This window comes from Sphingobium sp. FW306-1B-F04DB (assembly GCF_058781925.1).
Window position 1 is genome coordinate 304,381 of the sequence record NZ_JBYSXE010000001.1, and the last position, 24,106, is coordinate 328,486.

Sequence of the window (24,106 nt, forward strand, 5' to 3'; positions counted from 1 at the left end):
CAAAGCGTTAGCGGGAAAATCGTTAAACGCGCGTTCAGCGCGGGAACCGCAGGGTCCACCGGTGGTTGTGAGGCTTGTGTGTCGGGTCGCGCGCGACTAGGCACGCGTGAACGCGCGTGCAGAACGCGAAGCCTCGGTTGCAGCAGGAGAATTGATCGATGAAGGTGGTATCGAAGGCGACGCTCGGTCTTGCGCTCGCGCTTGGTTCGGTCTCGATGATGGCCGCGCTTCCCGCGCAGGCGCAGAAGGACAAGAAGGAAAAGGAAGCTGCCAGCAAGGGCCCGTCGCTCAAGCTAAGCAAGGAATTCCGCACCGCGATGGCGCCGGTCGATGCGGCTTCCAAGGCAAACAATCCGGCGGGCGTGCTGAGCGCGCTCGCGGGCGTCGAGGCAAGCGCGACCACCCCCGACGAGAAATATGTCGTCAACCAGTACCGGCTCGACGCTGCAGTCAAGACGCAGAACGCCGCCGAACAGTCCAAGGCCGTCGACGGCATGCTCGCAACCGGTCTCGTCCCCGCGGGCGAGGTTTCCAAGCTCCAGTTCTATTCGGGCAAATTCGCCTATCAGGCGAATGACCTTGCCAAGGCCGAAGCCGCGCTCAACACCGCCGCTACCAGCGGGTACAACACGACCGAGCTCCACATCACCCAGGCGCAGGTTTATTCGAAGCTGAACAAGACGCCGCAGGCGCTCGCCTCGCTCGAAAAGGCGATTGCCGCACAGAAGGCGTCGGGCCAGGCGGTTCCCGCGGACTGGTACGCATTCGGCGTCAGCCAAGCGTACAAGAGCAAGGACATGACCGCGACTGCCAAATGGTCGTCGATGCAGCTCGCCGCCAACCCCACGCCCGAGAACTGGCGCCAGGCGCTCGTCCTCTATCGCGACAGCGCGCAGCTCGGCCGCAAGGTGGAGCTCGATCTCTATCGCCTGATGCGCGCGACCCAATCGCTCGCGGGCGAGCGCGATTTCTACGACTATGCCTATCTAGCCAACCAGGACGGCCTGCCGGGCGAAGCCAAGAGCGCGATCGACCTGCTGAAGTCCAAGGGTGCGGTGTCCAACCGCAACATCAACGAGCTCTATACCGAGGTCTCCGGCAAGATTTCGGCGGACAAGGCGAGCCTTTCCGGTGAAGAAAAGCGCGCGACGTCGATGCCCAATGGCGTGCTCGCCGCGGGCACCGGCAATGCGTATCTTGGCTATGGCGAATATGCCAAGGCAGTGCCGCTTCTCCAGGCCGCGCTGAGCAAGGGTGGCGTCGACGCCGATGAAGTCAACACGCGCCTCGGCATTGCGCTCGCCATGTCGGGCCAGAAGGAAGAGGCCAAGAAGGCCTTCGCGAACGTGAAGGGGGCCCGCACGGGTGTTGCGCAATTCTGGCTGACCTTCCTCAACCAGGGTGCGGCACCGGCGGCCTGATCGCCACAGCCGAAAGGAAACAGGGCGGCGGGGCCAGTGGCACCGCCGCCCTTTTTCATGTCCAGATGTTGCGTTGCGCTACTCGACGTCCTCGATCGGCACGCCGGGCTGAAATTTCGACCGCCGGATGGTCAGCGAGGTCTTCACGCTCGACACATTGGGTGCGGGGGTCAACTTGGACGTCAGGAAATCCTGAAAACTCTGCAGATCCTTCGCCACGATCTTCAGCAGGAAGTCGATCTCGCCGTTGAGCATGTGGCACTCGCGCACTTCGGGAAGCTCGGCGATGTGCTTTTCGAAGGCCTGGAGATCGGCTTCGGCCTGGCTCTTAAGGCTCACCATCGCGAAGATCGTGATGCCATAGCCGAGCGCCGCCTGATCGAGACGTGCATTATAGCCCTGAATGACGCCCGCATCCTCGAGGCTGCGCACGCGGCGCAGGCAGGGCGGAGCAGTCAGCCCGATCTTGGAGGCAAGCTCCACATTGGTCATCCGCCCGTCGGATTGAAGATGGGCAAGGATTTGTCGGTCAATATCGTCGATGGTCAATTGGGCCATGTAGGAACATCCATACTCAAAACTGCATCGGCTTATAATTTAATTACTGCGGAATGCAATTGTCCCACATTGCAACGCACGTGATTCAGCGCTTCCTATCACCGGCGGGCTTGGCTATCGAGGGCCACCAGGACCCCGGGAGACAGAGCTTTGCGCTTCGACGACATGGCCGCCACGGTGATTGCGCGTGCCGGCGCAAGCCCCGAAGCGCGCGCCATCGCCTGGCACCAGCTCGTCGACCTTGCCGCCCAACGGCGTGGCGATTCCGAGGATCCGGACGCGCTTTATGTGGTGCTCCGCAAATGGCGGTCGCACGTTCCGATCGAAAGGCGTCGGCTCGCCGCCGAATCGCTCGTCGGCCGACCGATTCCCGTCGCGCTGTTCACCTTTTTCACGGGCGATGCGCTTTCGGTGGCGGCCCCGCTGGTGCGCAGCACCCGGTTCACGCCCACCGAATGGCAGGCGCTGCTGCCGCGACTGCCGATCCCGGTGCGCGCGCTGCTGCGTCATCGCGAGGACCTTGATTCGCAAACCCGGCGCGCGCTCGCCAGCTTCGGCCCCTCGGATCATGTGATCGCGGCGCCGGAACCCGCCGCGGCCCCCGCCGCGCCGCACCCGGTACCCGAACACGAGGCTGCGCCGATGGGCGGCGGCGCGCAGATTCGCGAGCTGGTCAACCGTATCGAGGCGTATCGCCGCCATCGACCCGCGCAGCGTCCGCTCGCGCCATCGCCCGAGGCACGCCCACCGGAACAGGCTGACCATTTTCGCTTCGAAACCGGCACCGACGGCGTGCTGATCTGGATCGACGGCGCCGCGCGCGGGCCGCTGGTGGGGCTTTCGATCGCGACCCCGGCCGACCGTCCCGACCACGGCGTCGACGGCTATGTCGCAGGCGCATTCCGGCGCCGCGCACCTTTTCGCGACGCGCGACTGACCATTCCCGGCACCGGGGAGGTATCGGGCGAGTGGCGGATTTCGGCGGTACCCTTCTTCAATTCGCATGACGGGCGATTCACGGGCTATCGCGGCACAGCGCGCAGACCGCGCGTCGACGAGATCGCGCGCACCGCAAGCACCGATGGCCTCTACGGATCCGCGCTCCGCCCCGAATCGCTGCGCCAGCTCGTCCATGAGCTGCGCACCCCGCTCAACGCGATCATGGGCTTTGCCGAGATGATCGACGGCCAGATGCTTGGCCCCGCGGCACAGGACTATCGTGCGCGCGCGATGGATATCGTGGGCGAGGCGCGCAAGCTGCTCGGCGCGGTGGACGATCTCGATACCGCCGCGCGCGTCGACAGCAACGCATTGCGCCTGCGCTCGAGCCATGTCGACGGCTCGGACATGCTTGCGCGCATCTGCACCGATCTCGCGCCACTGACCGGCGAATGCCGCGTGTCGCTCGACATCGCGGTCGCACATGACCTCCCCGAAATGACGGTCGATCCGATCGCGCTCGAGCGCATGTTCTCGCGTCTGCTCTCGGCAGTGATCGCGGTGTCCGCAAATGGCGAGGCACTGTCGGTCCGGCTCGCCGGGGAGGCGCGCGGGCAGGTCGCGCTCCATGTCGCGCGGCCCAGGGCGCTGATCGACCAGGACGAGCGCGCGCTGCTCGATCCCGGCTACAGCCCCGATGGCGACTGGCCCGATGCGCCGCTGCTCGGGCTGGGCTTTGCGCTGCGGCTCGTCCGCAACCTTGCCGAGGCCGCAGGCGGGCGCTTCATCATCCGCAACGACGCCTTTGCGCTGATCCTGCCGGGCGCGGTAGGGCGCGCGGGCGCGGGCGAGGGGAACGGCTGACCTCGTTTGGTCGCGCGCGGGCGTCGCATTGGCCTTGCCATGCGCAACCTCCGTCCGCTATCGGGTGCGCACGCATGGCGGGGCCTGTAGCTCAACGGTTAGAGCTGGCCGCTCATAACGGCTAGGTTGCGGGTTCGAGTCCTGCCGGGCCCACCAGCGACGGCACGGTTCGACGCCGATCATGTCGGGGAGTAGCGCAGTCTGGTAGCGCATCTGCTTTGGGAGCATACAAGACCGACCCCCGAAATCACCCCAAAACCCTAGCATTTCTGCGGCTTTCGGCCACATTGACGGTCGTCAAAAACGGCGATTAAGGGCATCCAAAAGCTCATAAATGCCGCCAAAAGTGCTACACTAGTGCTACACTCTGACTGCGGCCCCCTACCGATTTTGGGGATTTCGCGATTAGCGGGTCATGGGCGACCATTCGAAACCGGCCAGCCAGATAACTTGCGACTGCCGCTCATTCTATGTTGGCAAATTCCGTACGAAGGCGATACAGGACATCGGCGTCGGGGAGTGGCGCAGTCTGGTAGCGCATCGCGTTTGGGACGCGAGGGCCGTAGGTTCGAATCCTATCTCCCCGACCAACTCAATCAAGACATTGGAAAAATTACCCTTCGCTGTATGCACTTAACGTGCCGCGGCGCAATTGTCGTATCGTCGCTCGGGGGGATGCCATGTCGATACGTAACTATCTGCCGGAATTGGAACGGCATTTCTCCCTTTTGGGCCAAATCACATACCTTTGGAACACCGTCGAATTTGAGATGGATATGCTGATCGGGAGCTTTATCCTCACCGACGATGGCGAAAATAAGCGAGTTCCTAATTCGCGGGCCGTCCATAACCTCATCGCCAAGCTGCCCAACCGTGATCGCGTCGTCATGCTTCGGTATATGGCCAATCAGTTTCCGCTTGGTCCCGAACTCGATGAGAGGGTCGAGGCGATCACTCCAGCCTTCTCCATTTTGAATGAGAATCGGAACGCCCTCGTCCACTCCCGATTCATCTACGCGGGGAAGCCATCCATGGTGACATGGATGAAGCCCAGTAGAAGTCCTGGAAAGGCTGCGCATTCCGTGGCGTCGCTACGAACGTTGCAAGGTCAAGTTGCTACGCTTGAAAGATTCAACCGACATCTCGACCGGATGCAGTCCGCCGTTCACTCCCGTCGCCACAACTGGACACAGAAATCGCGATGGCCGGCCAAATTTCCTTTGCCGCACAAATTGGAGCAACCCGATCCGTTGGTGCTGCGTAACCTCAGTCCTCTACCATCCACGCGCATCAAAAAGTCCCGCGATTGAATCATAATTCCTGCGCTTGCGGCCTCACAGAGAGGTGGTTGCCGATTAACGCGCCTTCGATTGGCGTCACACCCTGCGCAAAAAGACTCGACACCTCAATTCATTACGCACACGATGTCGATGTCGGACCAGCCTCGCAGCTTATTGGCAATAGGCCCAGCAAGGACCCGGCACGTCGCGCTGACCCTCAGCGGCCCCGGAGACGGGCAAGCCGCTTTGGCGAGGAGCCAAGCGACAACCTCCTGAAGTGGTTCTAGAACGCCAAGGGTGGGGAGATTGCCCGCAACCGCCCCTTAACGGTTGCACAGGAACGTTTCACGACTCTTAGGGGTTGTGGCGCCACGCCCCGGAGTTTCAGCAATGAAGATCCGGTGCAAGGTTACGGTGAATGCTCAGATCAATGCCGCCGAAATGGCTGGTGGTTTTGCTTTGGCTCGTTCGCTGAGCCGTCCCGGCGGCACTTTTTAGTGCCGCCGGGGTTTTCAAGCACTTAGCTCCCGCCATATGGCTAGAAGTGCTACATTTTGCGATAAAAGTGCTACAGTAAATCGCATAACGCACTGAAAATACGCGATAAATCTGATACGTTTTTTGGTTTGGGAGCAGAGGGTCGCAGGTTCGAATCCTGTCTCCCCGACCATATTTCGATCAATACAGGCCAGACAGCGCCAACGGCGGTGATCCCAGACTGCCGCCGTCGGAGTGGCCGTGGCTCTGGCGCGTGATGACGAGCAGCCCGCTCGCCCAGGCGCGCGTGATCATGTGCGCGCGGTTGCGCGCGCCGAACTTGAGGCGGAGATTGTCGATGTGTCGCTCCACGGTGCGCGGCGCGATCGCGATCTTGCGGGCGATCGCCTTGGCCGACAGGCCGTGCGACACCAGCTGAAGCACTTCGCGCTCACGCGCGGTCAGGCTGTGCGTACTCGAAAACTGCATGAACACCCTCTTCGCATCAGGAGGATGTGACCCTGTCGGCCGATCGTACGGCCACTGCGAAAAAGGCTAGTGGAAAGGGGTGGCTTTGGCTTGCAGGGAAGCGACGTCGCATTTTTCCCATTTTTCAAGCAATTTGCGCGACTCACCGACCAATTCGGTAGACAAAAGAAAACGGACGATCCGCAGCGGATCGTCCGTTTTCCTTTTTGCATCCTGACCGCCGGAGCGGGCAGGGATGCGAATTACTGCGCGTTGGTCGTCGCGTTCTCGACGGCGTTCGCAGCGTTCTCGACAGCGTTTGCAGCGTTGTCGGTCGCGTTGAGGGTTGCGTTCGTCGCGTCGGTGGTCACGTTCTCAGCAGCGGCTTCGACGTTCTCAGCAGCGGCTTCGACGTTCTCGACAGCGTTCTCAACGTTGGTTTCAGCCGGTTTTTCACCGCAGGCGGCCAGGGTCATCAGGCCGGCGGCAGCGAGAACGAAAGTGACTTTTTTCATTCGATTTGCTCCCAAGCAAAAAAATTTCGCGTACCGGCCCGAATGCCGTTCGCGAGCCCTTCAGATAGCGGCGAATCCTGTACGGTCAACGATAAATTGAAGTTTACGGTCGCCCGAACGAAATATTCTCAGGCGCATCGGCAACGATCGAGAGCATCACGGTCCATGCCGCGACGTTCTGACGCAGCGCTTCGGGATCGACCTTGTCGAGCGTGTCGTCGGGGGTGTGGTGCAGGTCGAAATAGCGCGTACCGTCCTGATTGAGGTCGATCGCCGAGACCCCCGCACGGATCACCGGACCGACGTCGGCGCCGCCGCCGGCCTCGCCTTTGCCGCGCGTGATGCCGAGCGGGGCCAGAGCGTTGGCGAGCCTGTCCGCAACGGGCTTCGCGCCTTCAGGCAGTTTTACCTCGAAGCGCCAGATCCGGTCTGCGCCGAAGTCGGATTCGGCGGCAATCGCGTGATTGTCGGCCTTGTGCCGCTCGAAATAGGCCTTGCCGCCAAACACACCCACTTCCTCGGCGCCGAACCAGACGACGCGGATCGTGCGCCGCGGACGCCCCGCATCCATGATGCGCTTTGCCGCCGCGGCGGTGATCGCGACCCCCGATGCGTCGTCGATCGCGCCGGTGCCGAGATCCCAGCTGTCGAGATGGCCTCCGATCAGCACGATTCCGGCGTCGGGATCGCTGCCGGGAACCTCCGCGATGACGTTGCCCGACTGGCGAACGCCGATATTGCGGGGTGTTAGGACCAGCTTCATGCGTACCGTTTTGCCACGCGCGAAGATGCGCTCCAGATTGTCGGCATCGGGGTTGGAGAGCGCGGCGGCGGGAAGCGGCGTGACGCCCGCCTCGAAATTGGTGTTGCCGGTGTGCGGATTGCGGTGGTCGTCGGTGCCGATCGACCGGATGACGATCGCCGCAGCACCCTTCTTCGCCGCGATATTGGGGCCGGTGAAGCGCGCCTGACCATAATAGCCATAGCCCGAGCCGTCCTGCGTCGGCTTCATCGCATGGCTGACGAAGACGATCTTGCCCTTCACCGCCGAATCGGGCGCTGCCTTGAGATCATCAAGCGAAGGGAAATAGACGACCTCGGCCTCGAGCCCCGCCTCGGGCGTCGCGCCGCTATTGCCGAGCGCCGCCAGCACGAGCGGCTGCGCGTAGGGAGGCGTGATCTCGGCCTTCTCGGCGCCGCGCACCCAGACGGGCATGTCGAAGGGCTCGACGCGGACATTGCTGAAGCCGAGTGCCTTGAGCTTCTTCACCGCCCAGTCGCGCGCACGCGCCTCTGCCTCGGTGCCGGGCATGCGCTGGCCGACCTCGGTGGTCAGCCCCTCCGTGATGTCCCAGGCGATCTCATCCTTGAGCGCCGCGTCGCGCAACCCGGCGGTCTTCTCGGGCGCGGCGAATGCGAGCGTGGGGATTGCGGACGCCAGAAGTACGAATTTTTTCATGGGATTGCTTTCCGGACTGCGAATACAGAGCGGCAGGCTGTATCATTCCGGCGCGCATCGGAAACCCGGTTTTTCCTTATCGGTCGGCACGCCGCGCTTATGGTTCACGCCGGACTCTGGAATCGCCCGCGCGTGCATCCCATATTTGCCAAGCAGCGGGCGCTCGGCTAGGGCGTCGCGCAAATTTCAGCCGCATTCGATTAAAGACGGAGTCACGTGCCGATGGCCGCGCAGTACAGTTTTGTGATGAAGGGCCTGACCAAGACGTTCCCGGGCCAGCCCAAGCCCGTTCTCGACAACATCAACCTGCAATTCTACCCGGGCACGAAGATCGCGATCATCGGCGTCAACGGCGCCGGCAAGTCGACGCTGATGAAGATCATGGCGGGTTACGACAAGGAGTTCTCGGGCGAGGCGTGGCCGGGCGAGAACATCCGCGTTGGCTATCTGGCGCAGGAACCGCAGCTCGACCCGAAGAAGACGGTCAAGGAAAACGTGATGGACGGCGTCCGCCCCGTCGCTGACCTCGTCGAGCGCTTCAACGAGATCTCCAACATCATGGGCGATCCGCCGGAGGACGTCGATTTCGACAAGCTCATGGAGGAAATGGGCGAGCTTCAGGAAAAGATCGACGCGGTCGATGGCTGGACACTCGACAACCAGCTAGAGATCGCAATGGAAGCGCTGCGCTGCCCGCCGGGCGACTGGAGCGTGGAAAGCCTGTCGGGCGGTGAGAAGCGCCGCATCGCGCTGTGCCGCCTGCTGCTTGAAAAGCCCGAGGTGCTGCTGCTCGACGAGCCGACCAACCATCTCGACGCCGAAAGCGTCCAGTGGCTCGAAAAGCACCTTGTCGACTATGCCGGCAACGTCATCCTCGTCACCCACGACCGCTATTTCCTCGACAATGTCGTCGGCTGGGTGCTCGAGCTCGACCGCGGCAAGGGCCTGCCCTTCGAAGGCAACTACTCTGCGTGGCTCGAAGCCAAGGCGAAACGCATGGAACAGGAGGGCCGCGAGGAGGCCGGTCGCCAGAAGGCGATCAAGGACGAGCTCGAATGGATCCGGCAATCGCCCAAGGCCCGCCAGACCAAGTCCAAGGCGCGTATCAAGGCGTTCGACGAGCTCGTCGAGAAGCAGGCCAACCGCGTGCCCGGCAAGGCGCAGATCCTCATCCAGACGCCCGAGCGGCTGGGCAGCAGCGTGATCGAGGCCAAGGGGCTTACCAAGGCTTACGGCGACAAGCTGCTCTTCGAGAATCTCGACTTCAACCTGCCCCCGGGCGGCATCGTCGGCGTGATAGGCCCCAACGGCGCGGGCAAGACCACGCTGTTCAAGCTGATCACGGGCCAGGAACAGCCCGATGGCGGCGAACTCAAGATCGGCCCCACGGTGAAGCTCGGCTATGTCGATCAGAGCCGCGATGCGCTCAATCCCAAGAACAACGTCTGGCAGGAAGTGTCTGACGGCGTCGACATCTTCACCTTCGGCAAGCACGACGTCGCGAGCCGCGCCTATGTCGGCGCATTCAACTTCAAGGGTTCGGATCAGCAGAAGAATGTCGGCCAGCTCTCGGGCGGTGAGCGCAACCGCGTCCACATGGCCAAGATGCTGCGTCAGGGCGGCAACGTGCTGCTGCTCGACGAACCGACCAACGACCTCGATGTCGAGACTCTGCGCGCGCTCGAAGAGGCGCTGGAGAGCTTCGCGGGCTGCGCGGTGGTGATCAGCCACGATCGCTTCTTCCTCGATCGTCTCGCCACGCACATCCTCGCCTTCGAGGGCGACAGTCATGTCGAATGGTTCGAGGGCAATTTCGAGGCCTATGAGGAGGACAAGCGCCGTCGCCTTGGCGACGAGGCCGACCGTCCGCATCGCATGACCTACAAGAAGCTCACGCGCTGAGTTTCTTATACCCAAATGAAAAGGGCCGGCACCGCGAGGCGCCGGCCCTTTTTGTATCAGCGCTGGACGCGCCGGCCGATTACTTGATCTTGCGGACCGCAGCGTAATCGAGGCTGGTCACCAGCTTGCCCTCGGCTTCACTGACCGAGCTCACGGGCAAGCGGACGAAGCGCGAATCGAAGATGATCGTCACGACGTCGTCATTGACGCGATTGATCTTGCCAAGGCGCTTGCCGTCGGCCGAATAGAGCGTGACGCCGTTCTTGACACGCGACGGCGCGGCCGCAGCGGCAGCGTCCTGTGCGACAGCGACGGCGGGGGCGGAAAGCGCGAGAATCGCGGCGGCGGATGCAACGAACAGACGCATTGTACGGACCTTTCGCAGATTAAATCCGCGCCCCTTTGCCCGATTGACGTTTACGCAAACAGTAAAAAATTGTGCGCTGCGGAAAAAGTTTTCTTGGGATCGCGGTGGACAGGCTTCGAATGTCGGCGCGCGGACCGCGTCAGGCCGGGCGGAAGTTGCCCGTCGCTTCGTCGAGCAGGTGGAGGACGCCATCGGCGATCGCGAAATAGGCGCCGTGGATTCTGAGCCTGCCCGCGCCCTCGCGCTCGGGGATGCACGGGAAGGTCCTGAGGTTGGCGATGCTGACCTTGACGGTTTCGAGCTCGAGTGCGCGGATCGCCTCGGGACCGTCGCCATGCTCGTGCTCGACGCGGTCGCGTGCCTCGTCGAGCAGATCGATCCAGTGCGCGATGAAGCCGCCTGCGCCCGGCGGGGCGTGTTCGAAGCGGCGCGACAGCGCGGCATGGACGCCGCCGCACGAGCCGTGCCCCATGACGATGATCTCGGGCACCTCGAGCTGCGTCACCGCGAATTCGAGCGCAGCCGAAACGCCGTGACGTCCACCGCCCAGTTCGAAGGGCGGGACGAGGTTCGCGATGTTGCGCACAACGAACATCTCACCCGGCGAGGTGTCGAAGATCTGGCTGGGATCGACCCGGCTGTCCGAACAGGCGATCACCATGACCTTGGGGCTCTGTCCTTCGGCCAGTTCGGCCCAGCGCTCGCGCTGCTCGGACCAGCCGGTGGAACGGAAGCGGCGATAGCCCGCGATCAGATCGGAAAAGTCTGCCATGAGCGCGTCCCCTAATCCGTACAGGGCAGGGGTGGCAACAGCGCGCGTAAATCGCTATCTGCGCGTGCATGAGCGAAGCCGATCCCATTTCCGTGCCCCAGCCCCGTCCTGAACGCCAGCGCAAGCCCGACTGGATCCGCGTGAAAGCGCCGACCAGCGTCGGCTTCGCCGAGACCAAGGCGCTGATGCGCCGCCTCAACCTCGCCACGGTCTGCGAGGAAGCGGCGTGCCCCAATATCGGCGAATGCTGGACCAAGAAGCACGCGACGGTGATGATCCTGGGCGACGTCTGCACACGCGCCTGTGCATTCTGCAACGTCAAGACGGGGATGCCGCGCAAGGTCGATCCGCTCGAGCCGCAGCACACAGCGGATGCTGCGGCCGAACTTGGCCTCGAGCATATCGTGATCACCTCGGTCGACCGCGACGATCTGCCCGATGGCGGCGCCAGCCAGTTCGTCAAGGTGATCGAGGCGCTCCGTCGTACGACGCCAAAGACGACGATCGAGATCCTCACCCCCGATTTTCGCAACAAGGCGGAAGCCGCGGTCGAGGCAATCGTCACGGCGCGCCCCGATGTCTATAACCACAATCTCGAGACCGTCCCGCGGCTTTACCCGACGATCCGGCCGGGCGCGCGCTATTATGCATCGCTGCGCCTGCTCGAATCGGTGAAGCGGCACGACCCCTCGATCTTCACCAAGTCGGGCATCATGCTGGGCCTGGGTGAGGAACGACTCGAGGTGCACCAGGTGATGGACGACATGCGCTCGGCCGATGTCGATTTCCTCACCATGGGCCAGTATCTCCAGCCCACGCCCAAACACGCCAAGGTGATGGATTTCGTGACGCCGCAGGCCTTCAACGCCTATGCCGCGATCGCGCGCGCCAAGGGATTCCTGCTCGTCGCCTCGTCGCCGCTGACGCGGTCGAGCTATCATGCTGGCGAGGATTTCGAGCGCCTGCGCGCGGCGCGCGAGGCCAAGCTCGCGAGAGGCTGATATGCCCCGCCACACCGAAACGCGGAACCTGCCCTACAGCCCCGAGCAGATGTTCGACCTGGTGGCTGATGTCGGCCGCTATGGCGAATTCCTGCCCTGGGTGAGCGCGGTCCGCGTGCGTTCAAACTCCGCGACCGAGATGGTCGCCGATCTTATCGTCGGCTTCTCGGCGCTGCGCGAGAGCTTCACCTCGCGCGTCAACAAGCAGCGTCCGAGCCGGATCGAGGTCGACTATGTCGATGGCCCATTGAAGCATCTCCACAACCATTGGGGCTTCCGCGCCGATGGCAGGGGCGGGACGCTCGTCGATTTCAGCGTCGATTTCGCGTTTCGCTCGGCGATCTTCGAGCGGCTCGCGGGGCAGATGTTCGACCGTGCGCTGCGCAAGATGATCGGGGCGTTCGAGGAACGCGCCAAGGCGCTTTACGGCGGCGAGGACCCGGGCATCAGCAGTTCGAGCGCGACGAGCGCCGCCTGAAGCCTTACGCCTGCGCGGCCCAGATCGCCGAACTCGCGCTTGTCCGCGACAACGTCTTCCGAATCGCCATCCTTGTCGGCGCGCGCGAAGACGACGGTGCCGACGGGCTTTTTCTCGCTGCCGCCATCGGGGCCCGCGATGCCCGTGATCGCCACCGCGACATCAGCGCCCGAGCGCTCCTGCGCGCCGCGCGCCATCGCCCAGGCCACCGCGATCGACACCGCGCCGAAGGTGTCGAGCACGTCGAGGCTGACCCCGAGCATGCTCATCTTGGCTTCGTTCGAATAGGTGACATAGCCCGCGCCGAACACATCGGACGATCCCGGAATTTCGGTCAGTGCGGCGCTGACCAGCCCGCCGGTGCAGCTTTCGGCGAGCGCGATCGTGCGCCCCGCGGCGCGATTGGCGTCGACCACCCTGCGCGCCGCGCTGACGAGTTCGTCGGGGAGCAGGAAATCCATGCCGCTCATCCTCCCGCCAGCGCTGGCAACGGGCAGATGGGAAAGTCGTCCTTGCTCGGCTTGTCCCCCTTGTCCGCTTCGGCGAGTTGCAGGATGGCCGAGAAGATTCCCGCCACATTGCGCGCGGGCAGCGGCTCGAACAGTTCGATCATATGGCTCGCGGTGCCACACTGCTCGGGCTTGATCCCCGCGGTAAGCCCTGGAACGATGAAGGCAGCTAGCAACGGCCGGGCAACGCTGGCATCGGACATCGCCTGCACGGCTGCCTTGTCGCCGGTCCCCGTCATCTTGAGCAGCGCGTCCCGCGCGCCCGGCCAGGCACGCTCGACCTCGGCATCGTAGCGGGCGAGCATTGCCGCGTCGCCATCGCCGAGGAACGCATCGGCGGGAAGGTGCGCAGCGCAGCTCTTCGCAATCCCGCGCAGGATGTCGGGAAGCAGCACCAGAGCCACGCTTTCCACCTCGGCGGGGGTCATGCATTGGTTCGATTTGGCGGCATGCGCCTGCCCGGCCAGAAGTAGCGCAATCGTTCCGCCGAGGATCGCTGTCCGAGCACGCTTCATACTGCCTCCACCATCCTGATCGTCGCAACCGCCTGCGCTGCGATGCCTTCGCCACGCCCGGTGAAGCCGAGCCGCTCGGTCGTCGTCGCCTTGATGCTAACCCTCGTCATATCCACCCGCAACAGCGCCGCAATGCGGTTTCGCATGGCATCCCGATACGGGCCGATCTTGGGCGCCTCGCAGATGATCGTGACATCGACATGCTCGATCGCGCCACCCGCGTGCGCCACCAGCCCGGCGGCATGTTCGAGAAAACGGTCCGACGAGGCACCCCGCCATTGCGGGTCGGAGGGCGGGAAATGCATCCCGATATCGCCCGCGCCGATCGTGCCGAGCAGCGCGTCGGTGAGCGCGTGGAGTGCGACATCGGCATCGCTGTGCCCCGAAAGCCCCTTGTCGTGGGGGATCTGCACGCCGCCGAGCCACAATTCCTCGCCCGAAACCAGCCGATGGACGTCATAGCCCATGCCCGTGCGAAACCCCGTACGCGCGCCCAGCCGCGCCTCGGCCCCCGCGAAATCCTCGGGCTGCGTGATCTTTTCCAGCATCGGATCTCCTTCGACGATCGCGACATCATGACCCGCGGCGCGCAGGATCTGGGCGTCGTCGGTCGCCTCCTGCTCCGCGGGCCAGCGCGCATGTGCGTCCATTATCGCATCGAAATGAAAGGCCTGTGGCGTCTGCACGCGAACGAGCCCCGCGCGCGGCACGATATCGCCCAGCGCCCCATCCCCCAGCGCCAGCGTATCCGCGACGGGGAGGGCGGGGATCGCGCCTGCCGATGTGTCGAGCACCGCCAGCAGCCGGTCGATCACCGCATGGGGAAGGAGAGGGCGCGCCGCATCATGGATAAGCACATGCGTCGTGCCGCCGGCCGCGGCGATCGCCTCCAGCCCGGCAAGGACCGATTCCCGGCGCGTGGCGCCACCCGCGACGATCGCGGCGACCTGACGTCCACCGAGTGCAGCCTCCATCGCCCCCATGTGCCCGGCGCCCGTCACCACGATGACGCCGTCGATCGCGGAATGCGCCAGAAAGGCGTCGACGCTGTGCGCGACAACGGGCTTGCCGCCCAGCACCGTCAGCTGCTTGGGCACCGCGCCGCCCGCGCGTTCGCCACGCCCTGCGGCGACGATCAGCGCGACTATCTGCTTCTTCGCTTCCATGTTCGCGCGCCTAGGCCAAATTGCCCGCGCTGCAAACACTCCGCGTCATCGGCGGTCATGCCCCGGTTTGCGCATGCGGCGCCGCGACGGGCTTTGACTCGGGCGATTCCCGCTGGCGCAGGAAGATAGACAGCACGACCAGCATCGCGGTGGACAGGAACTCGCTCTGCCAGTTCTGGAAGGATTCGAACCAGAGCTGCGCCGAAAAGAGATAGGCGGAAAACGGCTCGGGTGCGGCCCCGTGCAGCATCGCTTCCTCGGCGGCGGCACGCGCGCTGTAGGTCCAGTGCAGTATGAACGAGGCGATGAAGAGCAGGAAGAGCGCGATCCCGAGCGAGCGCGCGTAGAGCCAGCGCCACAAGGCACCCGCGCGCAATATGGCGGGCGCACCGGCCTTGCGCGCCTGCGCCGCCAGCCCTGCATCGCGCGGTGGCGTGTCGGGGTCGCGCGATTCCGCGGATCCGCGCTGGACGAGGATCGCGGTGAGCACGACATAGGCCGACATCTGCAGGAACTCGCTCTCCCAGTTCTCGAAAACGCTCGAGAGGAACAGCGGGTCGCGCAGGAATTGGGCCAGCGTGATCGGCAACCGATCGTGTTCCGCGAGTTGCCCATTCTGGAAATGCCAGCCCGCAAATGCCTGGCCTACAAGGCTGAGAAGGAACAGCAGAGCCAGCGCTATCGTCAGGCCATTGTCGCGTAGCAATCGCATTTGCTCCTCCACCGATGATCGTGCCTCGTGTCAGAGGCGGAACGATCACAACGAGATGGAGTTGCCGTGAAATGCGACGGGCCGTCCGGCCACGCCCGAAACGAAAGGACCTCGTGCATATTGGGACCGTTCATTCTCCATCGAACAAAACGGAGAGTGACATGACACATGTCGATCTCGAAAGTCGCTGCTGGACAACGCCCCGCGCTGTGCCGCACCGACGAATCCATCTATGACCGCGATTATGGCCGCCGCGCCGATCAGGCCCAATGTCTGGGCGCGGCCGGCTCTTTGAGATCGGGTGGATCGACTTCCTTCAGCGTGGGGGCATCGTTCGCGACGATCAGGCCCGCTTTGCGTGCATATGCCGCCGCCAGCTGAAGATGTGCACGGCGGGCGCATACACACGGGCTCTCCTTCGCGCGGGCACGCTCTTCGCGTTCGCGTCGAGTGTAATATTCGAAGTCTATGTGGGAATCCGTCATTTGCAGCCTCGAAAGCTGCCCCGTGCTCGACACCAGAGTGCTGCCCGTCTTCGCGGGATCAAGCGACGACCGTAACGACCAACCCGCCAGCGACCATTTGGGTCCGTGCTGCACTGCATCGATCGAACGTCACGTCGCCGGCGCGCCAGGGGCATGGAACATGTCCGCGTGCGGATCGCTTGCTTTCTGATGACCATCGAGGAGATTGCACATGCCTGCCCAGCAATTCACCGACGCGATCGCGTTGCTCAAGGCCGATCATCGCAAGGTCGAGGACCTGTTCGAACAGTTCGAAAAAGCCAGGTCGGATACAAAGAAGGCCGAACTCGCCGAGCAAATCTGCAACGAGCTCAAGATCCACATGATGATCGAGGAGGAGATCTTTTACCCCGCCTTTCGCGGGAAGATCGAGGAAGAGACCTTTACCGAGGCCTGGGTAGAGCATGACGGCGCCAAGGTGCTGATCAACGACATTCTCGCCGGCTCGCCCGCGGACGATTTCTTCGACGCCAAGCTCAAGGTGCTGTCGGAAGAGATCAAGCACCATGTCCATGAGGAGGAAATGCCGTCGGAGGGCATGTTCGCGCAGTGTCGGCGCGCCGATGTTGATCTGGTGGCGCTGCGCGACCGCATGCTCGGGCGCAAGCATGCGCTGATGGAGCAGGCGCAGGCAACGGGGTTGCCGGTCGCGCGGACACGCGTGGTAAATCCGGTCCCCGCCTGACGCGCCGGTCCTCTTACCCGTGGCGGCGGACGGGCGAGCGACCGTCAGCCGCACCGCGCGCACGATTGCGTCGACACTATGCGCGCGCTTGCCCCGCAACGCCTTTACGGTTATGGGGCTGCCTAAATTTCAGGCAAATGATGATGAAACTCGCTCCCATTGATGTCGGCCCGGTGCGGATCGACGTGCCGGTGATCCTGGCGCCGATGACCGGCGTCACCGATCTGCCGTTCCGCAAGATCGTGCGCCGCTACGGCTCGGGGCTCAACGTAACCGAGATGATCGCCAGCCAGGCGATGATCCGCGAGACGCGCCAGTCGCTGCAGAAGGCCGCCTGGGATGCGGTCGAGGAACCGATCTCGATGCAGCTTGCGGGCTGCTCGCCACTCGAGATGGCCGAGGCGGCAAAGCTCAACGAGGATCGCGGCGCCGCCATCATCGACATCAATATGGGCTGTCCCGTGAAGAAGGTTGTCAACGGCGATGCGGGATCGGCGCTGATGCGCGACCTGAAACTCGCAGGCGACATCGTCAAGGCCACCGTCGAGGCGGTGTCGGTGCCCGTCACGCTCAAGATGCGCATGGGCTGGTGCCATGACAGCCTCAACGCGCCCGAACTCGCGCACATCGCGGAAGATCTTGGGGTCAGGATGATCACTGTCCATGGCCGCACGCGCAACCAGATGTACAAGGGTTCCGCCGATTGGGGCTTCATCCGCAAGGTGAAGGACGCAGTCTCGTTGCCCGTGATCGCCAATGGCGACATCTGCTCGATCGAGGACGCGCTGACCGCGCTCGATCAGTCTGGCGCCGATGGCGTGATGATCGGGCGCGGCGCCTATGGCCGGCCCTGGCTGCTGGGGCAGGTGATGCACTATCTGCAAACCGGCCAGCGGCTTGCCGATCCGTCGATCGAGGAACAATATTACCTGATTACCGCGCATTACCGCGATATGCTCGAACATTATGGCGAGATGACCGGGGTCAACATGGCGCGCAAGCATATCGGCTGGTACACCAAGGGGCTCAACGGCTCGGCCGAGTTCAGAAACCGTGTGAACCAGCAGCCCGAAGCCACTACCGTCCTGTCGATGCTCGAGGAATTCTATTCGCCATGGCTCTCCCGGGCAGCCGCCTGATCCGGCTTTCCCGCAAGCCGGCGAACGGCCAGGATGCGCCATCGGCTTCAGAGCTCATTGCAGCGCTTCCCGTTCCGACGCTGCTCATCAATCCCGAGGGCAAGGTGGCCGAGGTCAACGCCGCGGCCGAATCGCTGCTCAATGCCAGCCGGACCGCGATCATCGGCAAGCCGATGGAGGCGCACGTCCGCTTTCCCGAGAATATCGAGGCGCTTCAGCAGGAGCGCGCCGGATCGCCGCTCAACGCCTTCGACGTCCTGATTTCCAACGATCGCGGACTGAAACTGCTCGCCGACATCGCCTTTTCCCCCATTCCCGACCGCGCGGGCTGGCGTGTCCTCGCGATCCATGCGGGGGCTGCGGCGCATCCGATGGGGCACAGGCGCGAACAGGGCAGCGGTGCGCGCGCGGCGATGGGCGCCGCCGCGATGCTCGCGCACGAGATCAAGAACCCGCTTTCGGGCATCAGCGGCGCGGCGCAGCTGCTCGAACGCAAGGTCGCACCCGAAGCGCGCGACATGACGCGGCTGATCCGTTCCGAGGTCGATCGCATCACCGGACTGATCGACCGGATGGAGAGCTTCACCGACCCGCGCCCGCTCGAACTCGTCGCCGAAAACATCTATCCGGTGCTCGATCACGCGCGCGAGCTTGCGCGGCACGGCTTTGCGCAGAATGTCGAGATCAAGGCGATCTATGATCCCTCGCTGCCGATGGCGCTCGTCCACCGCGACGCGCTGACCCAGATCGTGCTCAACCTGCTCAAGAACGCCGCCGAAGCCTGCGTCAAACAACAGCAGCCGGTGATCCAGGTGACAACCGCCTATCGCCACGGCGTCTCGGTGCCCGACAAGGATGGCAAGGGGCGGCGCGCGCTGCCGATCGAGCTGTGCGTGATCGACAATGGGCCCGGGCCAGCGCCCGAGGTCGCCGACCACCTTTTCGAGCCCTTTGTCAGCACCAAGCGATCGGGCGGGGGGCTGGGCCTCGCGCTCGTCGACAAGCTGGTCCGCGACATGGGTGGCATCGTCCAGTTCTCGCGCGAGGGGGCGCCCGAACGCACCGTCTTTCGCCTTCTCCTCCAGCGCGCCGGAAAGGAATCCTGATGAGCAGCGGCCGCATTCTTGTCGTCGATGACGACGCCGCGATCCGCACCGTGCTGGCCGAAGCGCTGCGCAGCGAGGGTCATGCGGTCGCGCTGGCCGCGAGCATCGCCGATATGGAGCGCCAGCTCGACGGCTTCGATCCCGAACTGCTCATCACCGACGTGATCTTGCCCGACGGCAACGGCCTCGACCAGATATCCTCCGTGCTGCAGCGCCGTCCCGAACTGCCCGTGATCGTGCTCTCCGCGCAGAACACGCTTGCGACCGCGGTGCGCGCGACCGAGCAGGGCGCCTTCGAATATCTGCCCAAGCCCTTCGATCTCGACGAATTGTGCCGCGCGGTCGGCGATGGGCTACGCAGTCGCGCGCATCGTGGCGCGGACGAGCCGGAAGGAATCAAGGAAGACCTGCCGCTGATCGGCCGCTCGCCCGCGATGCAGGATGTCTATCGTACGGTTGCGCGCGTCGTTTCGAACGAGCTGACGGTGCTCGTCTTCGGCGAGTCGGGAACGGGCAAGGAACTTGTTGCGCGCGCGATCCACGATCTCGGACCGAGGCGAAAAAAACCCTTTGTTGCCATAAACATGGCAGCGATTCCTCGCGACCTGATCGAATCCGAACTGTTCGGCCACGAAAGGGGCGCCTTCACCGGCGCGCAAGCGCGGGCCGCGGGCAAGTTCGAGCTGGCCCAAGGCGGTACGCTGTTCCTCGACGAGATCGGCGACATGCCGATGGAAGCGCAGACCCGGCTGCTGCGCGTGCTCCAGCAGGGCGAGTTCACCACCGTCGGCGGCGCGCGCCCGATCCGCGCCGACGTCCGCATCATCGCCGCGACGCATAAGGACCTGTCCGCGCTGATCGCGGCCAACGGCTTTCGCGAGGATCTCTACTACCGCCTCAACGTGGTGCCCGTGACGCTGCCGCCGCTGCGCGAACGGTCGGGCGATATCGCCGAGCTGGCACGGCATTTCCTCGATCGCGCTGCGCTGGAGGGGCTTTCGCGCAAGAGGCTGGGCGACGATGCGCTCGCGCGGCTTGCGACGCATAGCTGGCCCGGCAATGTCCGCGAGCTCGAAAACCTGATGCGCCGCCTCGCCGCGCTCAGCCGCGAGGAAATCATCTCGGCACGCCAGATCGACCAGGCACTGGCGGGCGGGGCGAGCGAGGCCATCCCGATCCCGCTGATCGGCAAGGGCCTCGAGGATGCGGTCGAGGTCCATCTGTCGGGCTATTTCGCGAGCTTCGGCGACGACCTGCCGCCTGACGGACTGTATGACCGCGTGCTCGCCAAGGTCGAGGCACCGTTGCTCCGGCTGACGCTGGCGGCGGTGCGCGGAAACCAGCTCCGCGCCGCCGACCTGCTGGGGATCAATCGCAACACGCTGCGCAAGAAGCTGACCGATCACGGGATCGATCCCGCGCGCGTTCGCCGCGGCGGCCCCTGAGGCCCGCGACCGCCCGACGATCCGTGCCGCAGCAGCGCCGGAAATAATCCCCCGGCCCGCAGACTGTGTTTGTCTTGCAACGCGAATGTTGTAAGAACGCAACGGTGAATGTGGGCTATCGTGACATTTCTGTGAAAGCCTCGCGCTGGCAACGCGTTTTGCGCGTCGTCTCGCGCCGCAACAACCTCATGCCCTGGATAGAGCTCGCGACGCTCGCGATCGCGGTGACAGTGGCGGTCACGACCTATTTCGTCGTCAGCGCCGAACCCGCGACCGAAAGGTTGCTTTCTCCGGTTCTGGTCGCGCTGCTGCTCGTTGCCAACCTTGTGCCCGGCGTCGCCCTGCTGGTGCTGCTCGGCCGCCGCGTCGCCAAGAAGCGCGCGGCGCGCTCGCCAATGGGCGGCGGCGGGCGCCTCCACGTCCGCCTCGTCGCGATCTTCTCGGTCATCGCGAGCGTGCCGATGCTGCTCGTCGTGATCTTCGCATCGCTGCTGTTCCAGTACGGCGTCGAGTTCTGGTTCTCCGACCGTGCACGCGGGATGCTGGAGAATGCGGCGATCGTCGCGCAGGAATATAACAGCGAATACCGCACGCGCGTTGAAAACAACACGATCGCGATGGCGTCCGACCTCGTCGCTTATCTGAACGAGGCACCCATCGATTCGCCGCTCTTTCAGCAGGGTTTTGCCGGGAACGTCTATCAGCGCGAGCTTTCGGAAGCGGCGATCATCGTCATCAAGCGCGGCGTCGGCGAACAGACGCTGGCGATGGTCGATCCCTATGATCGCGGCGAAGGCTCGCGGATCACCCCCGCGACCCTCGATCGGCTGCGCAAGGGCGAGCCAAGCGTGGTCACGGATTCGGGAAACCGGATCGAGGCGGTGACACGGCTCCCCGTAAGCGAGGAGGCCTATCTGTGGGCCGCGCGCGTCGTCGACCCCAAGATGCTCGCCCAGGCCGAACGTGCGCAGACCGTCTCGACCGACTACAGGCGCCTGCTAGAGCGTTCGCGGGCATTACAGCTGCAGTTCAACATCGCGCTGCTCGCGATCTCCCTGCTGATCGTCGGCGCGGCGGTATGGATCGCGCTCGCGCTCGCCGACCGGCTGGTGCGCCCCGTGGGCGATCTGGTCGACGCCGCGCAGCGCGTCGCCGAGGGCGATCTTTCGGCGCGTGTGCCGCAACCGGTGCGGCTCGACGAGATCGGCCGTCTCGCCAATGCCTTCAACCGCATGACACGCACGATCGAGGAACAGACGAGCGTGCTCGACAGCCGCCGCGCCTTCATCGAAACGGTGCTGTCGGGCGTCAGCGCGGGGGTGATCTCGGTCGACCGCGACCGCAATATCCGTCTGATGAACAGCTCGGCGGCGGCGCTGCTCAAGTCGGCACCCGGCGAGGCGACGGGCAAGGCGATCGACGCGCTGGCCCCCGAACTCGCCGAACTGGTGGGCGAGGACGATCGCAACGACATCGTCCAGCTCAATATCGGTGGCGATGCGCGGACCCTTGCGGTGCAGGTGGTGCGCGACGAGGCGGGCCATGTTCTGACCTTCGACGACATCACGCAGCAATTGCTCGACCAGCGCCGCGCGGCCTGGTCCGACGTCGCGCGGCGCATCGCGCACGAGATCAAGAACCCGCTGACGCCGATCCAGCTTGCCGCCGAACGCCTGCAGCGGCGCTACGGCAAGCAGGTGACCGACGACCCCTCGACCTTCGAGCGGCTGACCGAGACGATCATCCGCCAGGTCGCCGACCTCAGGCGGATGGTCGACGAATTCTCGTCCTTCGCGCGCATGCCAAAGCCCGTGTTCCGGACGGAGTCGCTGACCGACATCGCGCGCCAGGCGCTGTTCCTGCACGAGGTAGCCCATCCCGAGATCGTCTTCGCGCTCGAGCAGGGCGATGCGCCGCACCAGATCGTGTGTGACCGCCGCCAACTCGGCCAGGCACTCACCAACCTCGTCAAGAACGCTGTGGAAGCCATTGAACAGAAAAGCGAAGGCGGACCGCCGGAGAGCGGAGGGCGGATCACATTGTCGATCTGCCCCGATGCGGAGGGTAAGAAACTGACCGTGTGCGTCGCCGATAACGGCATCGGCTTGCCACAGGACCGCGAGCGGCTGGTCGAGCCCTATGTCACGACGCGCACGCGGGGCACGGGCCTTGGTCTCGCCATCGTAAAAAAGATCGTCGAGGAACATTTCGGAACGATGCAATTCGTCGACAATCCGGGGGGCGGGACGATTATCTGCATGGCCTTCGACCCCGAGCTGCTCGCGCGGTTCATGAGCGGGGAGGGGGACATCTCCGCGATCGACGGCGAGAAAACGCCAACCCAACTCACACACAAGAGGACCAGCTAGGACCATGGCGCTAGACATTCTGATAGTCGATGACGAACAGGATATCCGCGACCTTGTCTCGGGCGTGCTGGAGGATGAGGGCTATGCCGCGCGCAGCGCCGGCGGCAGCGATTCAGCGCTCGAGGCCATTTCCGAACGGCGCCCGTCGCTCGTCCTGCTCGACGTGTGGCTTCAGGGGTCGCGGCTCGACGGGCTGGAGCTGCTCGGTGAAATCAAGCAACGCGATCCGTCCTTGCCCGTGCTGATGATGTCGGGGCACGGCAATCTCGACACCGCAGTGGCGGCGATCCGCCACGGCGCGGTCGACTTCATCGAGAAGCCGTTCGAGGCGGCGCAGCTGCTTCACCTCGTCTCGCGCGCCACCGAAACCGAGCTGCTGCGGCAGGAGAATGCGTCGCTAAGGGCGCAGATCGGGCGCGAAGAGGAACTGACGGGCAATTCGACCGCGATCAACGCGGTTCGCGCGACGCTCAAGCGCGTCGCGGCGACGGGCAGCCGCGTGCTCATCACAGGGCCCGCCGGGGTCGGCAAGGAAGTCGCCGCGCGCCTGCTGCACAAATGGAGCAACCGCGCGACTGCGCCCTTCATCGTCGTCGGCGCGGCGATGATGAGCCCCGAGCGCGTCGAGGAAGAGCTGTTCGGCGTCGAGAACGGCGGCGAACTCATCCGCCCCGGCCTGCTCGAACAGGCACATGGTGGCACGCTGTTCCTCGACGAGATTGCGGACATGCCACTGACCACCCAGGCCAAGATCCTGCGCGTGCTGACCGATCAGAGCTTCACGCGCGTGGGCGGGCAACGCGTGGTCAAGGTTGAGCTCCGTGTCGTCTCCGCCACCTCCCGCGAGCTGCCCGAGGAGATCGCCGCGGGACGGTTCCGCGAGGATCTGTATTACCGGCTCAATGTGGTGCCGGTGCACCTGCCGCCGCTCGCGGAGCGCCGCGAGGATATTCCTGCACTGATCGAGCATTTCGTGGCGCGCTATGCGAGCGAGCGCCGCGTCCGTACGCCCGTGATCGCGACCGATGCGATCGCCGCGCTCCAGGCCTATGACTGGCCGGGCAATGTCCGTCAGCTGCGCAACGTCGTGGAACGCACGATCATTCTCGCGCCGGGCGACCGGATCGGCCAGATCGACCTGGACATGCTGCCGCCCGAGGTGATGGGCAACCCGGGGGAGTCCGGCGTCGGCAACGCCGCCTCGGCGATCATGGGGGCGCCGCTGCGCGAGGCACGCGAAACCTTCGAGCGTGAATATCTCCGCATCCAGATCCGGCGCTTTTCGGGAAATATCTCGCGTACGGCGACCTTTATCGGGATGGAGCGCTCCGCACTGCACCGCAAGCTCAAGCTGCTCGGCATGGCCGATGCCAAGCATGACGGGGAAGAATAATCCCGATCCGGTGGACGCGACGGGCCAAAACGCATAAATAGA

The 24,106-nt window shown here is 64.3% G+C and carries 22 protein-coding genes and 2 tRNA genes; 14 read left to right on the forward strand and 10 right to left on the reverse strand.

Annotated features, from left to right (window positions below; translation table 11 throughout):
- Nucleotides 1-158: 158 nt before the first annotated feature.
- Nucleotides 159-1,421, forward strand: coding sequence for a hypothetical protein (locus AC3WJD_RS01435; protein WP_492743838.1), 1,263 nt, complete (start codon nucleotides 159-161; stop codon nucleotides 1,419-1,421).
- A gap of 78 nt (nucleotides 1,422-1,499) precedes the next feature.
- Here the strand turns inward: AC3WJD_RS01435 and AC3WJD_RS01440 are convergent, their stop codons facing one another.
- The gene (locus AC3WJD_RS01440) at nucleotides 1,500-1,979 is read right to left on the reverse strand and encodes an Lrp/AsnC family transcriptional regulator (protein ID WP_492743840.1); all 480 of its coding nucleotides are present in this window, start codon (nucleotides 1,977-1,979) and stop codon (nucleotides 1,500-1,502) included.
- A gap of 150 nt (nucleotides 1,980-2,129) precedes the next feature.
- Between AC3WJD_RS01440 and AC3WJD_RS01445 the strand changes: the two genes are divergently transcribed.
- The 4 genes from AC3WJD_RS01445 (at nucleotide 2,130) to AC3WJD_RS01460 (ending at nucleotide 5,092) form a co-directional block, all read left to right on the forward strand.
- Nucleotides 2,130-3,782: a sensor histidine kinase gene (locus AC3WJD_RS01445; protein ID WP_492743842.1), complete on the forward strand. Its 1,653-nt coding sequence runs from the start codon at nucleotides 2,130-2,132 to the stop codon at nucleotides 3,780-3,782.
- A gap of 80 nt (nucleotides 3,783-3,862) precedes the next feature.
- Nucleotides 3,863-3,938 (forward strand) — tRNA-Ile (locus AC3WJD_RS01450).
- A gap of 357 nt (nucleotides 3,939-4,295) precedes the next feature.
- Nucleotides 4,296-4,372 (forward strand) — tRNA-Pro (locus AC3WJD_RS01455).
- A 90-nt stretch (nucleotides 4,373-4,462) separates the two neighbouring features.
- On the forward strand, nucleotides 4,463-5,092 hold the full coding sequence (locus AC3WJD_RS01460) for a hypothetical protein (protein WP_492743844.1): 630 nt from the start codon (nucleotides 4,463-4,465) through the stop codon (nucleotides 5,090-5,092).
- 648 nt (nucleotides 5,093-5,740) lie between these two features.
- Here AC3WJD_RS01460 and AC3WJD_RS01465 read toward each other — a convergent pair.
- The 3 genes from AC3WJD_RS01465 to AC3WJD_RS01475 all read right to left on the reverse strand — a co-directional run bounded on the left by AC3WJD_RS01465 (nucleotide 5,741) and on the right by AC3WJD_RS01475 (nucleotide 7,981).
- Nucleotides 5,741-6,028: a response regulator transcription factor gene (locus tag AC3WJD_RS01465; RefSeq protein ID WP_492743846.1), complete on the reverse strand. Its 288-nt coding sequence runs from the start codon at nucleotides 6,026-6,028 to the stop codon at nucleotides 5,741-5,743.
- Between the two features lie 242 nt (nucleotides 6,029-6,270).
- Nucleotides 6,271-6,522: a hypothetical protein gene (locus tag AC3WJD_RS01470; protein WP_492743848.1), complete on the reverse strand. Its 252-nt coding sequence runs from the start codon at nucleotides 6,520-6,522 to the stop codon at nucleotides 6,271-6,273.
- Between the two features lie 103 nt (nucleotides 6,523-6,625).
- Nucleotides 6,626-7,981: a M20/M25/M40 family metallo-hydrolase gene (locus AC3WJD_RS01475; RefSeq protein ID WP_492743849.1), complete on the reverse strand. Its 1,356-nt coding sequence runs from the start codon at nucleotides 7,979-7,981 to the stop codon at nucleotides 6,626-6,628.
- Nucleotides 7,982-8,203: 222 nt separating this feature from the next.
- Between AC3WJD_RS01475 and ettA the strand changes: the two genes are divergently transcribed.
- Complete coding sequence (gene ettA, locus AC3WJD_RS01480; protein ID WP_492744081.1) at nucleotides 8,204-9,883, forward strand: energy-dependent translational throttle protein EttA; 1,680 nt, start codon at nucleotides 8,204-8,206, stop codon at nucleotides 9,881-9,883.
- 79 nt (nucleotides 9,884-9,962) lie between these two features.
- On the opposite strand, the gene AC3WJD_RS01485 is transcribed toward ettA, so the two are convergent.
- Both AC3WJD_RS01485 and AC3WJD_RS01490 read right to left on the reverse strand, forming a co-directional pair.
- On the reverse strand, nucleotides 9,963-10,250 hold the full coding sequence (locus AC3WJD_RS01485; RefSeq protein WP_492743851.1) for a hypothetical protein: 288 nt from the start codon (nucleotides 10,248-10,250) through the stop codon (nucleotides 9,963-9,965).
- A 139-nt stretch (nucleotides 10,251-10,389) separates the two neighbouring features.
- A complete protein-coding gene (locus AC3WJD_RS01490) occupies nucleotides 10,390-11,022 on the reverse strand; it encodes a carbonic anhydrase (protein ID WP_492743853.1) in 633 nt (210 codons plus the stop codon).
- 68 nt (nucleotides 11,023-11,090) lie between these two features.
- Between AC3WJD_RS01490 and lipA the strand changes: the two genes are divergently transcribed.
- The gene (lipA, locus tag AC3WJD_RS01495) at nucleotides 11,091-12,023 is read left to right on the forward strand and encodes a lipoyl synthase (protein ID WP_492743855.1); all 933 of its coding nucleotides are present in this window, start codon (nucleotides 11,091-11,093) and stop codon (nucleotides 12,021-12,023) included.
- A 1-nt stretch (nucleotide 12,024) separates the two neighbouring features.
- Nucleotides 12,025-12,501 carry a type II toxin-antitoxin system RatA family toxin gene (locus AC3WJD_RS01500; protein ID WP_492743857.1) on the forward strand — a complete coding sequence of 159 codons (477 nt, stop codon included), beginning with the start codon at nucleotides 12,025-12,027 and terminating at the stop codon, nucleotides 12,499-12,501.
- Here the strand turns inward: AC3WJD_RS01500 and AC3WJD_RS01505 are convergent.
- The 4 genes from AC3WJD_RS01505 to AC3WJD_RS01520 are packed head-to-tail and all read right to left on the reverse strand — an operon-like array spanning nucleotide 12,447 to nucleotide 15,403.
- Nucleotides 12,447-12,962 carry a CinA family protein gene (locus tag AC3WJD_RS01505; RefSeq protein ID WP_492743859.1) on the reverse strand — a complete coding sequence of 172 codons (516 nt, stop codon included), beginning with the start codon at nucleotides 12,960-12,962 and terminating at the stop codon, nucleotides 12,447-12,449. The two genes, AC3WJD_RS01500 and AC3WJD_RS01505, sit on opposite strands and share 55 nt — an antisense overlap.
- A 5-nt stretch (nucleotides 12,963-12,967) precedes the next feature.
- Nucleotides 12,968-13,525, reverse strand: a complete 558-nt coding sequence (locus tag AC3WJD_RS01510; protein ID WP_492743861.1) for a hypothetical protein — start codon at nucleotides 13,523-13,525, stop codon at nucleotides 12,968-12,970.
- On the reverse strand, nucleotides 13,522-14,691 hold the full coding sequence (locus tag AC3WJD_RS01515; RefSeq protein ID WP_492743863.1) for a bifunctional 2-C-methyl-D-erythritol 4-phosphate cytidylyltransferase/2-C-methyl-D-erythritol 2,4-cyclodiphosphate synthase: 1,170 nt from the start codon (nucleotides 14,689-14,691) through the stop codon (nucleotides 13,522-13,524). Before AC3WJD_RS01515 ends, AC3WJD_RS01510 begins: the two co-directional genes overlap by 4 nt.
- A gap of 55 nt (nucleotides 14,692-14,746) precedes the next feature.
- Nucleotides 14,747-15,403 (reverse strand): DUF6766 family protein, encoded by a 657-nt coding sequence (locus tag AC3WJD_RS01520; protein ID WP_492743865.1) that lies wholly within the window; start codon nucleotides 15,401-15,403, stop codon nucleotides 14,747-14,749.
- A gap of 696 nt (nucleotides 15,404-16,099) precedes the next feature.
- Here AC3WJD_RS01520 and AC3WJD_RS01525 point away from each other — a divergent pair.
- The 6 genes from AC3WJD_RS01525 to ntrX all read left to right on the forward strand — a co-directional run bounded on the left by AC3WJD_RS01525 (nucleotide 16,100) and on the right by ntrX (nucleotide 24,064).
- Entirely contained in the window at nucleotides 16,100-16,612 is a 513-nt protein-coding gene (locus tag AC3WJD_RS01525) for a hemerythrin domain-containing protein (protein WP_492743867.1), read from the forward strand.
- Between the two features lie 140 nt (nucleotides 16,613-16,752).
- A complete protein-coding gene (gene dusB / locus AC3WJD_RS01530; RefSeq protein ID WP_492743869.1) occupies nucleotides 16,753-17,751 on the forward strand; it encodes a tRNA dihydrouridine synthase DusB in 999 nt (332 codons plus the stop codon).
- Complete coding sequence (locus AC3WJD_RS01535) at nucleotides 17,727-18,857, forward strand: two-component system sensor histidine kinase NtrB (RefSeq protein ID WP_492743871.1); 1,131 nt, start codon at nucleotides 17,727-17,729, stop codon at nucleotides 18,855-18,857. The genes dusB and AC3WJD_RS01535 overlap by 25 nt, the downstream gene beginning before the upstream one ends.
- Nucleotides 18,857-20,302, forward strand: a complete 1,446-nt coding sequence (ntrC, locus tag AC3WJD_RS01540) for a nitrogen regulation protein NR(I) (RefSeq protein WP_492743873.1) — start codon at nucleotides 18,857-18,859, stop codon at nucleotides 20,300-20,302. Before AC3WJD_RS01535 ends, ntrC begins: the two co-directional genes overlap by 1 nt.
- Before the next feature lie 188 nt (nucleotides 20,303-20,490).
- On the forward strand, nucleotides 20,491-22,671 hold the full coding sequence (locus tag AC3WJD_RS01545) for a sensor histidine kinase (protein ID WP_492744083.1): 2,181 nt from the start codon (nucleotides 20,491-20,493) through the stop codon (nucleotides 22,669-22,671).
- A 4-nt stretch (nucleotides 22,672-22,675) separates the two neighbouring features.
- Nucleotides 22,676-24,064 carry a nitrogen assimilation response regulator NtrX gene (gene ntrX, locus AC3WJD_RS01550; RefSeq protein WP_492743874.1) on the forward strand — a complete coding sequence of 463 codons (1,389 nt, stop codon included), beginning with the start codon at nucleotides 22,676-22,678 and terminating at the stop codon, nucleotides 24,062-24,064.
- Nucleotides 24,065-24,106: the final 42 nt, after the last annotated feature.